This window comes from Pseudactinotalea sp. (assembly GCF_048594945.1).
Classification (GTDB): Bacteria; Actinomycetota; Actinomycetes; order Actinomycetales; family Beutenbergiaceae; genus Pseudactinotalea.
The window spans coordinates 1-14,508 of sequence record NZ_JBMDXJ010000357.1 but is presented as its reverse complement, the minus strand read 5'-3'; the positions used below and the strand labels follow the sequence as shown (position 1 = coordinate 14,508).

Annotated in this window: 6 protein-coding genes; all 6 read right to left on the bottom strand. The window is 73.2% G+C overall.

Annotation, left to right across the window (positions count from 1 at the left end; genetic code table 11):
• Positions 1 to 179: 179 nt before the first annotated feature.
• Entirely contained in the window at positions 180 to 1,958 is a 1,779-nt protein-coding gene (locus ACOJSN_RS16130) for a protein kinase domain-containing protein (protein WP_420113510.1), read from the bottom strand.
• A gap of 119 nt (positions 1,959 to 2,077) precedes the next feature.
• Positions 2,078 to 4,261, bottom strand: a complete 2,184-nt coding sequence (locus ACOJSN_RS16125; RefSeq protein WP_420113509.1) for a transglutaminase-like domain-containing protein — start codon at positions 4,259 to 4,261, stop codon at positions 2,078 to 2,080.
• Positions 4,258 to 5,421, bottom strand: a complete 1,164-nt coding sequence (locus ACOJSN_RS16120) for a DUF58 domain-containing protein (protein ID WP_420113508.1) — start codon at positions 5,419 to 5,421, stop codon at positions 4,258 to 4,260. Before ACOJSN_RS16120 ends, ACOJSN_RS16125 begins: the two co-directional genes overlap by 4 nt.
• Before the next feature lie 133 nt (positions 5,422 to 5,554).
• Positions 5,555 to 6,526 (bottom strand): AAA family ATPase, encoded by a 972-nt coding sequence (locus ACOJSN_RS16115; protein WP_420113507.1) that lies wholly within the window; start codon positions 6,524 to 6,526, stop codon positions 5,555 to 5,557.
• Positions 6,523 to 9,837: a fibronectin type III domain-containing protein gene (locus ACOJSN_RS16110; RefSeq protein ID WP_420113506.1), complete on the bottom strand. Its 3,315-nt coding sequence runs from the start codon at positions 9,835 to 9,837 to the stop codon at positions 6,523 to 6,525. Before ACOJSN_RS16110 ends, ACOJSN_RS16115 begins: the two co-directional genes overlap by 4 nt.
• Positions 9,834 to 14,321 carry an FtsK/SpoIIIE domain-containing protein gene (locus ACOJSN_RS16105; protein WP_420113505.1) on the bottom strand — a complete coding sequence of 1,496 codons (4,488 nt, stop codon included), beginning with the start codon at positions 14,319 to 14,321 and terminating at the stop codon, positions 9,834 to 9,836. The genes ACOJSN_RS16110 and ACOJSN_RS16105 overlap by 4 nt, the downstream gene beginning before the upstream one ends.
• Between the last annotated feature and the right edge of the window lie 187 nt (positions 14,322 to 14,508).

Below are 14,508 nucleotides of genomic sequence, written 5' to 3'. Positions count from 1 at the left end.
GAACTGACAGAACTTCTGTCGAGCCCGCCCGCCACTTCGACAGAACCCGCCCCGACGTTCAACGCTCTTCCGCCCGCACGGAACTCTCAACGCTGTTCCGGCGCACCGCGCGGGGGCCGAATCGTCAGTGACATCGTCGGAGGGTCGATAGCGCAGTGAAGTCGGGTGGGCGGTGGAGGTTACCGGCAGACGGTGTTCGACAGGCCCGCCGCCTCGACGCCTCCGGTAACCCCGACCACCGCGAAGCACTCCGACCCGTCCGGGTCGAGGCCCTCGACCGTCGTGGAGTAGAGCGGCGGCGTCACGGAGGCCAGCGCCGGCGGTCGCGTGATGTCCTCCGGGTCCTCGACCAGGATGACCGTGTAGAAGTCGACATCCTGCTCCGGATGCGTCCAGCTGAGCTGCACCGACGTGCCGTTGTCGCGGTCGATCGTCAGCTGCCGAGGCGACATGGCGGGGTCGAGAACCTGGATGTCGACCGCATCCCCGGACTCGACGTCGGTGGACGTCGGCACCGGACCGCTGTCCACGGTCTCGGGATCGGTCGGCTCCTCGCTCGACCGCATGCCCTGGATCACCGCCGACCCCACGCCGATCGCCGCGCCCACGAGCAGCGCGCCGCCGATGAACGCGGCCACTCGGCGCCAGGTGCTGGCTGGGGCGTCGTCACCATCGTCCTTGCGGCGCCGGGACGTCTCCGGCTCTGCCGGGGCAAGGCCGGTGTGGTCGTCGTCGGGCTCCTCGGGTCGCGCCTGCTTGCGCTCCACGTGCGCGAGCACGGAGGGCGCCACCTCGGCGGGTTCGTCGGACTGCCCGACGGCGTCCGGCCGGCCCTCGCGGTCGGGCTCGCTCGTGCGGTGGGCCACCTGGGCGGCGGCCGCCGCTCCCGGGGCCCAGACGTCCTCGGGGTCGGCTACGGGCAGCCCGCCCGAGGGGTCGGGTGGCGACCCGACAGACCCGACCGCGCTCTCGCCGTCGGGCATCCTGCCCTCGGGCATCTCGCCCGCGGGACGAGGGTTCGTGGCGACATCGGCCTCGGGCAGGCTCGGCGGCGCCGGGTTCCAGGAGCGGTCCTCGGTGCGGATGCGGCGCAGCCGACGCAACGCCTGGGCGGCGGTGCCGAGCCGCTCGTCACGGTCGGGCACGAGGCAGTCGTCGAGAAAGGCGACGAGGTCGGGCGGCACGTCCTCACGGCTGAGGGTGCGACGCTCGTCGGTGCGGACGCGGCGTAGGTAGGAGAGCGCGGTGTCCTCGTGCGGGTCGAGCGAGGCGAATGGGGCCCGCCCGTCGAGGAGCGTGAACAGGGTGGAGCCGAGCGACCAGACGTCGTCGGCCTCGGTGGGAGCGAGCCCGTCGAGCACCTGCGGGCTCGCGTGGCGGTAGCTGAAGCGCTCGAGCGTGGCGGTGTGGCCGGCATCGGCCATACGGGCGATGCCGAAGTCGGAGAGCACGTACGAGGTGGGCAGCACGAGGATGTTCTGCGGCTTGACGTCGCGGTGCAGCACGCCGTGCGAGTGCGCGAACGCGAGGGCATCGGCCACTGCGGTGCCGGCGGTGACCACGTCCGAGACCGGGAGCGGGCCGACCTCGCGCAGCCGGTCGTGCAGCGACCCGAGGTCGTGGAACTCCATCACCAGGCACGGCTCGCCGCTGGAGGCGGTCGTGGTGTCGAGCACGGTCACGATGTGTGGGTGCTGCCGCCCGAGCCGCACCGTGATCTCCAGCTCGCGCCGGAACCGGGCCGCGTCCGCGGGGTCGGAGACCTGGATGACCTTGATCGCGACGTCCCGGTCCACGCTCAGCTGCCGCGCCCGATACACGATCGAGTCTCCGCCGCGGGCCACCTCGCGCAGGTCGGCGAACCCCGGCACCTCGACGGTGGGGGTCGGCTTCGGGCCCGTGCCCGTGACCTCCTCGAGCGCGCTGGCAGAGGCTGGCGCCCAGTCGTCGTCAGCCACGTGCGCCCTCCCTCGCCTCTCGCGCCCCTGCTGAGGATAGGCCGTGACGGCGTGATCGCGGCGCCCTCGGCGCGGGCAGGAGTGCCCTCGAGCGCCGGAAGAGCGTTGAAAGCAGAGAGTCAGCGGCGCCAGACGCGGGGGGAGACCCACCAGAGCAGCCGACGCGGCCACGGGGCCGCCCGACGCACGCCCGTGCTCACCTCGCGGCTCAGCTCCCAAGCCGGGTCTCCGGCGTCGGGCATCTCAGGCGCGTAGGCGCGCGCCTCGGCGCGCTCGGCCAGGGCGACGGCGGTGCCGGTCACCTCCTCGGGGAGCGAGGCCGCGAGGTCGACGGCGGTCGCGCCGCGGGGCGGCGGGGCGCCGGCGAGTCGCATCGCGTCCTCCACGTGAGCCCAGGCACCCAGGTCGCCGCTGCGACGCCAACGGCTGCTCCGGGCGGCGCGGGCGATCGCCAGGCCGACGACACCGAGCAGCGCGATCGCAAGCGGGATGAGCGCGAGGGCGGCAGGGATGCGGGTGCCGGAGCTCTCGGTGGTCTCCTCGTCGACGAGGTCACGGTCCTCGGCGGGGTCATCGCCGGGATCGGGCTCCGGATCGTCGCCCGCCTCACCCTCGGCCTCCGGGGTGGGCAGGTCGGTGGAGATCGCGGAATCGGGGGAGGGGTCTACGGCGACCCATCCGACCCGGGACAGGTACACCTCGGCCCAGACCCGTGCGTCCTCGCCGAGCACGGTGGCGGTGCCGGTCCCGGCCTCATCGGGGACCTCGAAGCCGACCACCAGGCGCGTGGGGATGCCGAGCGTGCGGGCGAGCAGCGCGAACGACCCAGCGAACTGCTCGCTCGTGCCGACCTGGCCGCCGTTCTCCGCAGTCTCGAAGAGGAACTGCGCCAGCCGGGCGTAGGAGGAGCCGGAGCGGGCGCCGTGGTCGAGCACGCGCTCCTCCCCGGTGGCGCCGGCGCGGATGCTGTCCACGCGCACTGCCTCGGCCAGCAGCGAGATCTGGTCCCAGCGGCTGGAGACTCCGTCGGTGATCCGGCGGGCGGCCTGGGCGAACGCCGGGGGGACCCGGGGGAGCTCGAGGTAGCGCTCCATGTCGGCCGCCTGCGGCACGCTCGCACTGCCGATCGACTCCGGCGTGGCGTCGTTGATCGTGCTGGTGATCGTGGCGGCGGGGTCGGTGCCCGGGTCGGTGCTGATCCAGCCGCCGGGCATCACAAGGGTGCCGGAGTCGAGGTCGAGCAGCGTGGGGATCCCGGTGACCTCCGTGGCGGTGCCTGCCGCGGGCAGCCACGCCTCGCGGTACTCGCCCGGAGCGATCGCGTAGGTGGCGGTGCGGGTGGTGCGTGGCGGTGTGGTGTCTGGCGTGGCGACCACGCCGACGGCGCGCAGCCGAGCGTCGAGCATCCACGCCACGCCGGTGTAGTCGGGGAGCACCACGGCGGCCAGGCGCTCCGGGAGCTGACCGTCCACGGCGGTGATCGTGAACATCTCCGTGCCCGGCGACTGCGCCCACACGGCCGCCTGCGGGACCGGGTTGGTCGCGTCGGTGGGGAGCTGCGGCGGCGGCACGAGCGTGCGTGGTTCGAACGACTGCGCGGTGGGCACGGCCACGGCGGTCAGCGCGAAGGTCGCGACCACGGCAGCGACGATCGCGGGCAGCACCACGCCGCGGCGCCGCCGGTGCTCGAGGGAGCGGGCGCGCGTGGAGGTGCCGGTGGCGGCCGGCTCGGTGGCCGGCAGCAGCACCCAGCCGAGCAGCAGCGCGAGGGCGGTGGCGAGCGCCGAGGTGCCCACGAGGTCGCCGCGGCCCGCCGTGAGCAGTGCTCCTGCGACGTGGAGGGTGGTGGCACCGATCAAGGGGGCGACGCCGGCGCGCTTGGCTCCGACCACCGCTAGCGCGACCCCGAGCGCCACGATCCAGACCAGCAACGCGGCGGGGACCAGCAGCGAGGGATCCGGAGGGGCCGGTCGCGGCGCGGTGAGCAGCCGGGGAACCGAGTCGATCAGCGGGCCGAGCACCGAGAACGCCGGGCTGGACCGCCACTGCGGCAGGGCCCCGCTGGCGGGGTCCACCCGGTCCGCGAAGACCAGGGCAACCACCACGCCGACGATGAGTCCCGCCGTCGCCACGGCCCACCGGGGCACGCGCGCGAGGCGACCGAGTGCGGCGAGCCCGAACGGCAGCACGGCGCATGCGGCGAGCACGGCGAGCGCCCAGCCGGCGGCGTAGCCGGAGGCGAGCGGCGGCAGCGCGGTGAGCAGCACGATGACGGCCCACAGCACGGGGGCGGGGCGCTTCATCGGGCCACCGCCGACCGCCAGGCGTGCACGAGCTCCTCGGCGCGCGGGCCGCGCAGCACGGTGACGCCGCGGCTGGCACCGACCAGCTGATCCGGGGTCTCGTCGACGATCGCGACGACCCCGACCGGGGCTGCTGCGGCGTCGGAGAGCAGCGGGGCGAGCGCGGCGTTCGAGCCGGTCACGATCGCGAAGATGTCGGGTGAGCCGCTGAACAGGTGGGCGCCGGTGCTGCCCTCGTCGGTGGTCTGCACCGTGGCGAGCCGGCCGAGCAGCGCGGGTTCGAGGCCGGTGCTCACGGCGGTGGGCGGCGTGGTCGTGGTGACGTCGATGCTGCCGCTGAAGGTGACGATGCGATGGGGGCTCTGCGATGCGGCGGCGGTGGCGAGCAACGAGGCGGCCACGTCCACGGCTTCCTCGAAACCGTCACCCTCGTAGGAGTCAGCGCGGTCGTCGAGGAGCACGGACAGGTGCGGCGCGGAGGGGTCGGCGTCCTCGCGCACCATGAGGGCGCCGCGGCGGGCGGAGGTGGCCCAGTGCAGCCGGCGCAGGTCGTCGCCGGGCAGGTACTCGCGCAGCCCGGTGAGGTCGGTGCCGCCGTGGGCGATCCGCTCGTCGGCGCCGATGTGGCCGCGGCGCGTTCCGGCGGGCAAGGAGAGCGCATCGAGGATGCGCGGCTCCACGAGCACGGTCGAGGGCTCGCCGTACGTCTGCCGCACCTCGGCGAGGTCGGCGAGCGCGAACCGGTGCAGGGTGAGCGGTCCGAAGCTGATCTCGCCGCGCCGCTGGGTGGGGATCGGGAGGTCGGTGGACTCGCTCTTGCCGGGCGCGAGGCGGGGCAGGTCGAACGGGAGGTCCTCGCCGCCCACCCGGTCGTGCCCGGACGCGGTGATCGGCAGCCAGGTCGAGGTGTTGCGCACGGTGACCGTGGCGTCGCAGTCCGCCAGTCGCGGCACTCGAGCGGGCTTGACACTGCGCTTGATCTGCACCGGAACCGGGACCGCGATTCCCGCCACAGCAGCGAGCAGCGCCACGCCCAGCGCCAACCCCAGACCGATCAGGCCCGGGTAGGACGCCCACAGCCCGAACGCGAGCAGCACGGTCGCGCACGCCAGCACCGCCACCCCCCGCCGCGTGAGCCGCAGACCGCTCAATGCACCCATCAGCGCGCCCTCCACCCCGCCATCCGGCGTGAGTGCGCACCGCGCCGGTGAGTGCGCACGGTGCACGGTGCGCACTCACCGTGGAGGTGCGCACTCAACGGGGTGACGTGTGGGGACATGGGCGGGCGCTTCGTCAGGCCGGAACTGGGCGAGGCGCCTCGACCGAGTCGACGATGTCGGCGACGATCGCCTCCGGCTCCTCGCCCGCGAGCATGGCGTCGCGGGTGGGGATGAGGCGGTGTGCGAGCACCGGCTGGGCGAGGCGCTGCACGTCGCTGGGCACCACGTAGTGGCGGCCCTGCGAGGCGGCGAACGCCTGGCAGGCGGAGATCAGGCCGCGCAGCGCGCGCGTGCTGGCGCCGAGTCGGAGCCGCTCGTCGGAGCGGGTGGCGGCACCGACCGCGCGCACGTACCCGAGCAGCGGGTCGGCCACGTGGATCTCGCGGAGCGATGCGGCCACCGCGGCCACGCGATCCGGGTCGGTCACCTCGCGCACCTTCTCGACGACGCCCGCTCCGCTGCCCGGTCGCAGCACCTCGATCTCGTGCTCGGGGTCGGGGTAGCCGAGGGTGATCCGCATGAGAAAGCGGTCGAGCTGGGCCTCGGGGAGCCGGTACGTGCCGTCGAGGTCCACCGGGTTCTGGGTCGCGATGACCACGAACGGGTCGGACACGGGGTGACCGACGCCGTCGACCGTGACCGTGCGCTCCGCCATCACCTCGAGCAGCGCCGACTGGGTCTTCGCCGCCGCGCGGTTGATCTCGTCCGCGAGCAGCACGTTGGTGAACACCGGACCGGGCCGGAAGGTGATCTCACCGCTGCCCGGCTCGAACACCGCGGTGCCTGTGATGTCGGCCGGCAGCAGGTCGGGCGTGAACTGGATGCGCCGCGAGCTGCCGCCGAGCGCCGCCGCGATCGAGCGGGCCAGCGTGGTCTTGCCGGTTCCGGGCACGTCCTCGAGCAGCACGTGGCCACCCGCGAACAGGCACGTGACCGTCAGCTCCACGACGGACCGCTTGCCCTGCACCGCCTCGCTCACCGCGTCGACGATGTCGGTGTGCAGCAGCCGGAAGTCGGCCACCTGCTGCGCCGAGGGTGTGCTCATGAGTGTTCCTTCTCGCGGTCCGTCATGTGTGTCTGCGCCGGGGTCTCGAACAGGCCCCGACGGCGCAGCGCACGGAGCGTGCGCATCGTCCCGGCTCCCAGGAGCAGCCCGATACCGGCCACCAGCACGGGCGGGTTCGGCGGCTCCGGCGGGGTCCAGGGGAGGTTGTCGATCTCGACGTCGGGGTCATCGAGCGAGACCGGGTTCTGGCACGGGCCCCCATCAGGCGGGCACCAATACTGCCCACTGACGAAGACGCTGCCACTGGATGTGGCACTGTGGCCGCCCCCGCTCGCCGTGATGCTGACCTCCCCGTAGACGCCGGCGGTGGCGTGTCCGAACCCGGTCCACACGGTGGCAGGCGTGCCGCACGGGATCACCTCGGAGCTTCCGCCCGAGCGGGTGACTGTGCAGGTCCCGCTGAAGTTCGCCCACGCTGCGCTCGGCTGATACTCGATGGACGCGCTGATCATTCCGCTGTTCTCGTTCATGTTTGTCGACGAGACCAGCACCCCGTCGCCGTTCTGCGGGATCGAGGTGTTGGCGGGAACGCTGGCGCTCCCGGTTCCAGCCGGCCCCGGACCCACGCCGTTCACGGCCGCGACGCTGACGTTCACGCTGCCGCCGGTGGTGCAGAGCGACCCCGAGCACGGCACCGTGACCTGCGTCGACGTGCCGGTCACGGTCACTGTCGAGCCACCGGAGGGGGTGACGCGGTAGCCGGTGATCGGTGAGCCGCCGTCGGCCGGTGCTGTCCAGCTCACAGAGATCGTGACGGACGACGTGCCGGAGTGGCTCACGTACGAACCGCTCACGCCTCCGGGCGCTGCCGGAGCCGTCTGGGGCGCCGGGACGTTGACGCTGTTGCTACGGGCGGAGGTCACGGGCTCCGCGCCCGTCAGACGAGCCTCGACGGTGAACGTGTAGTCGGCACCCCGTGCCACGGTGACCGTGGCGGGGCTGCCTGTGGTCGACACCGTGCCGCCACCGCCGCTGGGGATCACCACGTACTCGTCGGCGGCGGGGCTGGAGGCGTTCCAGCTGACGACGACTCGGTTGTCGCCGTCGTACGTCGCCGTCACGTTCGTCGGTGCCGTGAGCGTCGGCGGTGTCGTGGTCGTGGTGCATGTGTTGGTGAGCGGGTTCGACTGCACCGGGCTGGTGCTGCCGTCGGCGTGGTTCGCGGTCACGGTCAGCCGCACGGTGGCCACGCAGGCGATCGTCACGTCGAGCTGGTGCGTCCCCGCCGCGACCGACTCGTTCACACCATTGCCCGTCACCTGGTAGCTCTCCGGAGCGACCACCGGCGACTGCCAGGTGAGCCGGTAGTCGTTGCCCGTCACACGGGTGAGCGTCACGGTGCGCGGCTGCAGGTCGGCCGGGTCGGTGGTCTCGGGCGCACAGGACTCGGTGGTGCGCAAGCCGTTGGCCGAGTACTCGCCGGCCTCGGTGTGGACCGCGGTCACCTCGACCTCGATCACGCCGCACGCCACGTCCGGCAGCACCACGCTCGTCGCGGTGCCGGAGACCGTGCGGGTCTGACCCATCCCGGTCACCACGTACCGGTCGGGCGTGACCGCGGGCGCGGTCCAGCCGACCACCACGTCCTCACCGGCGCGCTCGGACACCACCGACCGTGGCGTCAGCTCTTCCGGCTCGGGCGGGTTCACGCATGCCGCCGTCTCCACGTCGGTGCCGGCGCCGACCATCTGGTCACCGTGCTGGCCGTACACGGTCAGCCGGATCGTGGTGCCACACGTCAACGACGTCAGCCGCACGCTGGTCCGACCGGCCGCCACGGTCTGGCTCCCGCCGTCGGAGCTGGTCACCACGTAGCCATCGGGCTGCACGACGGCAGGGGTCCAGCTCAGCACGACCGTTCCGTCCGCATCGAGCACCGCGGTGACGTCGCTGGGCGCCAGGTCTTCGTCACCGTCGGTCCCGTCGGTCGACCCACCGCCATCCGTCGACCCGTCGGTCGGGTCATCGGTGGGGTCGTCGGTCGATCCGCCACCCCCGGTCGACGTGTCCGTCGGGTCGTCGGTCGGGTCCTGCGTCGGGTCCGGTGGGAACGGCGGGTCGATGTGCACCGGTGGTGTGGTGCTGCCGTCGCCCGGCGGCGGGGTGGTCGTGCCGGTCGAGACCGGGGGCAACGGCTCGTTCTGCTCGGTCTCCCCCGTGGGGATCTCGGCGCCGTCGACGTCGGTCACGGTGGTGCTGCCGTCCTGCTGCACGATGACGATGCGGCCATCCTCGGGGTCGTGCACGAACAACCGGCCGTCGTCGACCGTCAGCTCGGGGTCGCCGCCACCCGGCACGATGATGTCCGGACCGGCTGCCCGCCCGCCGTTCTCGTCGAGCACGATCACGCGGCCCTCGCCGCCGCACGGCACGTACACACGCCGCTCGAACACCGCCGGCCGCAACGGGTCCACGCAGCCGATACCGGCCACGTCGACCGTGAGCAGCTGCCGCCCGCTGATCATGAACACCAGGCCGGCATCGGTCGCCGACGCCGGTGCCAGGTCCGCGGGCGACTTCTTCGCCGCCTGCACCTCGCCCTGCAGCGCCGGCACCTGCTGCACGTAGTCGGCACCCACACCGATCTGCAGCACCGCGCCACCGTCGGGTGCGAACACCGTGACGCCGCTGGCGTGCGGCACCAGCCGCGTGCCCGGACCCGCTCCGGCGACCGGGCGCTCCAACGACACCGAGAACTCACCCTCCTCGCCCAGCCAGTCGAGCTCGCGCAGCTCGCCGGTCTCGGTCATCAGCCAGACCGTGCCGTCGCCGTCGATCACCGCGTCGCTCAGATCGACACCCGCGCGGTACGGCGCACCGAGGCTCGCCATCGTGAGCGGGTCGACCACCTGCACGAAGCCCGGCTCCATCTCCGCCAGCATCACGTGGCCACCGCCCACGAGAACGATCGTCTCGCCGTCGGTCTGTCGCCCCTGACCGGCGACCAGGCCGGCGAGATCGATCGCGGTGACCACACCCGTCTCCAGGTTGGTGACCACGAGCAGACCGTCGTTCTGCGTGACCTCCATCCGGTCGCCGTCGCCCCCGATGACCAGCCGGTACTCCGGCTGCCCGGTCGCGGGGTTGATCTGGACCACCGAGCCGTCGTCGCCGCCGAGCCAGGTCTGGCCGTCGGACATGTCCATCGCCGCGGCCGCGACGCCGTTGCCCACGACCGCGCCCACCACGAGCAGGCCCCCGGCTGCGGCGATCCCCGCCTCGACCATCCCGCGCTCGCGGCCGGCCTTACGCAGCCGACGGCGCCACCATGACATCTTCTTCGTGCTCATCGGGCATCCCCTGGTCGACTTGCCGATAGTAGTTGGACCACGTGCGTCATGCCGCCCGCGATCAGGAGAGCTCTGCCCATACCGGACAACGGTTCCGCGGTGTGCATCGGGATCGTCACCGACGCGAGCGAACCATCCGACATCTCCGGCGCGATCAGCGCGATTCGCCGGTGCCGCCGGAGCGCCTGGGTCAGGCCGGGCACGTGCTGTCGCGATCGTGCGTCGTCGGAGTCCGAGACCACGACGACGGCGACTCCCGGAGTGGTCTGCAGGCTCGCCATGAGTGCCTCGACGGCGGCCCGTTCGGGTCCGTTCTTCTCCCAGGCTCGTTCCCACTCGTGCAGGTCGTCGACGAGCACGAGGTGCCATCCGCCGTCGGGCGGGGTGAGGTTCGCCGCCCACGAGGCGACGGCCTCGGGGTCGGTGAGCACCTCGTCGGCGACCTCGCCGGGCTCGAGCAGGCCGCCCGGGATCGCGGCGGGGCCGGTGGCGCGCGGGCCGATGAGGGTGACGCGCGCCGGCGGCTGCGCGGAGCGGCGCGCCACCTGGCCGATGCCGAGCAGCGCCGTGGTGCGGCCGCTGCGGCTGCGGCCCGCGATCAGCAGCGGCGCCTCCAGCAGCGACAGAGTCACCGCGCTGACGTAACCGTCCTCCACACCGAGACACACGTCGTCGCGCTCCGGGGCGGGCGCGAGGTGCTGCGGCACCCGGATCGGCATCGCCGGCACCGGGGTCGACGGGGCGCCGTGCGGCTCGGCGTAACGCTTGGCGACCACCTCGCAAAGCTGGTCGAGGCGCTCGGCCTGCAGCGGGGTTCCGGCGCCGCCGACGGTCGCGATCTGCACCTCGTCCTTGCCCACCAGTCCGCGACCGGGGGCGGAGTCGCCGTCGAGCACGTGGGTCGGGACCCCGAGCATCCCGTAGTCGTCAGCCACGGTCATCCGCAGGACCAGGCGCTGCCCGAACGTGGCCTGCACGGGTGAGGTGATGCCGGTGCGCTGCGGGCTGGTGGCCGTCACGTGCACCCCGCAGCGGCGTCCTTCTTGAAGGATCGTGATGAGGTGCTCAGCGTGCTGGCGGCGGATCGGGCCACCGCCGTCGAGCGAGTCGAGCACGGCAGGCAGGTTGTCGATGAGCAGGTGGATCCGCTGCAGCGGGACGCCGAGCGCGCTGAGGGCGTCGACGTCCGCGGCACCCCGGGCGGCCAGCAGGGCGTTGCGCTCCTCGATCGACTTCGCCAGCATCCGGAGCAGGCGCAGCATCCGCTCCTGCTGCTGCTCGAGCACGATCGAGCCGACGGCCGGCATCCGCTCCAGCACCGACAGCGCGCCACCGCCCGCGTCGATCCCGTAGACGCAGGCCGGCACGCCGGACTCCGTGCCGGCGGTCACCGCGGCGGCGACGGTGCGCAGCAGCTCGGACTTGCCGGAGCCGGAGGCGCCGAACGCCAGCAGGTGGCCGGCCCGTGCGTAATCGACCACGAACGGCAGCTGGGTCTGCTCGGCCGGGCGGTCGATCAGGCCGAGGGTCGCCTGCCCGGAGTCCTGCGTGACGGTGTGGGTGTCGGCGTGCGTGCCCGCGACGAGCGCCTCGTCGTGGGCGCCCTCGCCCAGCACCAGGCGGCCGGGGGCGGCGCACACCATCGGCACCTGCTCCGGCAGCGGCGGCAGCCACGGCTTCTTCGGCGCCGGGCGCCCGGTGCGCAGGAACGCGGTGCCGGTGGTCGCCACGATGCGGTCCAGGTCCGAGTCGTGGTGCACGCGGGTGCGGCCGGCGCGCTTGCCGCCGGTGAGCTCGCGCGCGGTGAACGGACTGATGCGGACCTTGCCGCCGTCGGTGTGGATCTCCTCACGCGCGCCCACCCAGGCGACCTGGACCAGCTCGCGGGTGCCGTGCCCGGTGCGCCGCAACCAGGCTCGGCCGGGGGTGCGGCGGGAGATGTGGGCGGCGTCGGGGGCGTCGATGACGTCCATCGAGTCGTCCGGAGCGGCCACGCGCAGCGCGATCCGCAGGTCCGTGTTGGCCTTGATCTGCGGGGTCACCACGCCGGCGGGGCGCTGGGTCGCGAGCAGCATGTGCATGCCGAGCGAGCGGCCGCGCTGCGCGATCGAGACCATGCCCTCGACGAACTCGGGCACCTCGGCCAGCAAGGCGGCGAACTCGTCGACGCAGATGAGCATCGACGGGGGTGCGGCCTCGGGGTTGCTGCGCTCCAGAGCCTGCAGGTCCTTGGCCCCGTACCGGGCCAGCAGGTGCTCGCGGGAGGTCAGCTCGGCGTGCAGCGAGGTCAGGCAGCGCTGCACCAGCGCGGGCGTGAGGTCGGTGATGTAGCCGACGCTGTGCGGCAGCTCTGCCACCTCCCGGAACGCGGCGCCGCCCTTGTAGTCGACCAGCAGGAACGTGATCCGCGACGGCGGGTTGTTCATCGCCAGCGAGCACAGGAGCGACTGCAGCAGCTCGGACTTGCCGGCGCCGGTGGTGCCGGCGACCAGGCCGTGCGGGCCGTCCTCGCGCAGGTCGATCGTGACCACGCCCTCGCCGCCCATGCCGAGCTGGGCGCGCAACCCGCTCGAGGTGGCCCAGCGCTCGATGAGGCGCTCGACGTCGTCGGGGTTCGACAGGTCGCCCGACAGCCCGGGCAGCCGCACCTGCGGCGGCAACATCGACTCGGCCGCGAGCACCGCTGCCTCGTCGCGATAGCCGGACAGCGACCGCGCCGCCCGCCACACCTCGGTCAGCCCGAGCGCCTCCACACTGGTGAGGACCTCCACCCCGCCACGATCCCGGTGCAGCAGCACCCCGGCGCCCAGTCCCCCAACGCCGAGATCGCTGTTCTGGGTCGAGATCGCTGGTTCAGAACCGCGATCTCGACCCGCTACCGCGATCTCGGCGGCGCCCGCCGCGCGCAGGTCGACCACCGTGGCCGTGGTCGCCGGGACCGTGTTCACGTCCGAGCCGATCCACAGCAGGTGCAGCCGGCGCTCCACCGCGTCCGCGGCGACGGCCTCGACCAGGCGGCGTGGCAGCCCTGCGCCCTCGTCCACGAGCACGAGGGTGTGGGCGGTGCCGCCGTCGGCGCTCGCAAGCTCCTCGAGCAGCGCCTGCCCCTCGGTCGCGCCGATGCCCACGCACGCCATCCCGCCGTTGCGGGGAGCGGCGTGCGGGAGCCAGCGCAGCCAGGACTCGATGTGCGCGCGGTTCGGTCCGAGTACGGCCGCGACCTGCAGATCGGTCGGGGAGTGCGTGACCGCCAGCCGGAGCACTGCGGCGCGGACCCAGGCGTCGACGTCGGCCAGGCTGCCGGTCACCGCTGCCAGTCCGGCCTCGGCGAGCTCGAGCGGCACGGGCAGGTCGGCGAGCGTGGCGCGATCCGCGATCGCACTGCTGCCCTCGGCGCGCAGCGTGCGGTCACCGTTGCTGAGCTTCTTTGCCGTCAGTAGCGCGTCACGCGGGCCACGGCCGGCGCGCACGGTGAGGAAGTCGTCGCTGTCAGGGCGCCGGACCCACAGCCGGTGGTCGCGCGCCACCGCACGGGCGAGCACCACGTCGAGATCGGGCTCGTCATCCTCGGCGTTCGCGCGCTGGGTGGTGGCGGCAAGGTCGAGCGCGGCGAGCAGCTCGCGCATGTCCTGCCGCCAGATCGCCGTCTCCGCCGCGAACTCCTTCTTCGCGGCGCGGCGCTGCATCAGCCACGTGAGCAGCATCATCGAGGGGAAACCGATCATGAAGACCAGCGAGATCGGGCTGCGGGTGTAGCTGAACATCGCGCCGCCCATGAGCACCGGCATCAGCATCATCGGCCAGGACAGCGGCGTCTTGCGCTGCGAGCTCGGCGGTGCCGGGGTGTCCAGCTCGGCGTCGGCGACCGAGTCGCCGAAGCGGGGCGAGCGCAGCACCCCGCGCTCCCGGGCGGCCTCGCCGTCGCCGGCGTGCACCACCACCACCGTGTCGCCGAAAGTGATCCGCTCGCCGTACGCCACCGGTGTGGAGCGGGTGATCGTGCGGCCACTCACCACGGTGCCGTGCGCCGACCCCTGGTCGAGCACCACCGGCGTCTCCGCGAGCAGGATGCGCGCGTGCACCCGGCTGACCAGCGGGTCCCGCAGCCGCAGCCCGGCCGTGGCCGCGCGACCGACGACCAACGCATCGCCGGTGATGTCGGCGACCAATCCGACGTCGGGCCCTGACACCACATGGATCGTGGCGCGCGGAGCGCGGCGCGGCCCCGGGCGGGTGCGCCAGTCGGCAGGCACCGAGCTGACCTCGAGAACGTCGCCGTCGCGGAGGCCGGCCTCGCTGAGCGGGGTGTCGGCGGGCCACGTGCGGCCCTCGCTCGTGGGGGCGAGCAGCGTGCCGCGACCGCCGAGGTGCTCTCCGAGCCCGGCGGCGAGATCGGCCACGGTGGAGCCCTCGCCGGCGTCCACGACGACATCCACCGGAGCCAGCTTGCTCTCCGGTGTCGGCAGCACACTCAGTCGCCACATCTCGTTCGGCCTCCTCGATCGTCGGTACACCACGACGCTAGGGAGCGGTGGTCTCCGGAGCCAGCGCAGCAGGGGTGGAAACTTCCGCCATCTCCCGTGCCCGTTCCCGCCGAGACCGAGGCTCACCGCCGAGACCGAGCGGCGCACCACTCGGTGTCGGCCGCAAGCCTCGGTCTCGACCACCCGG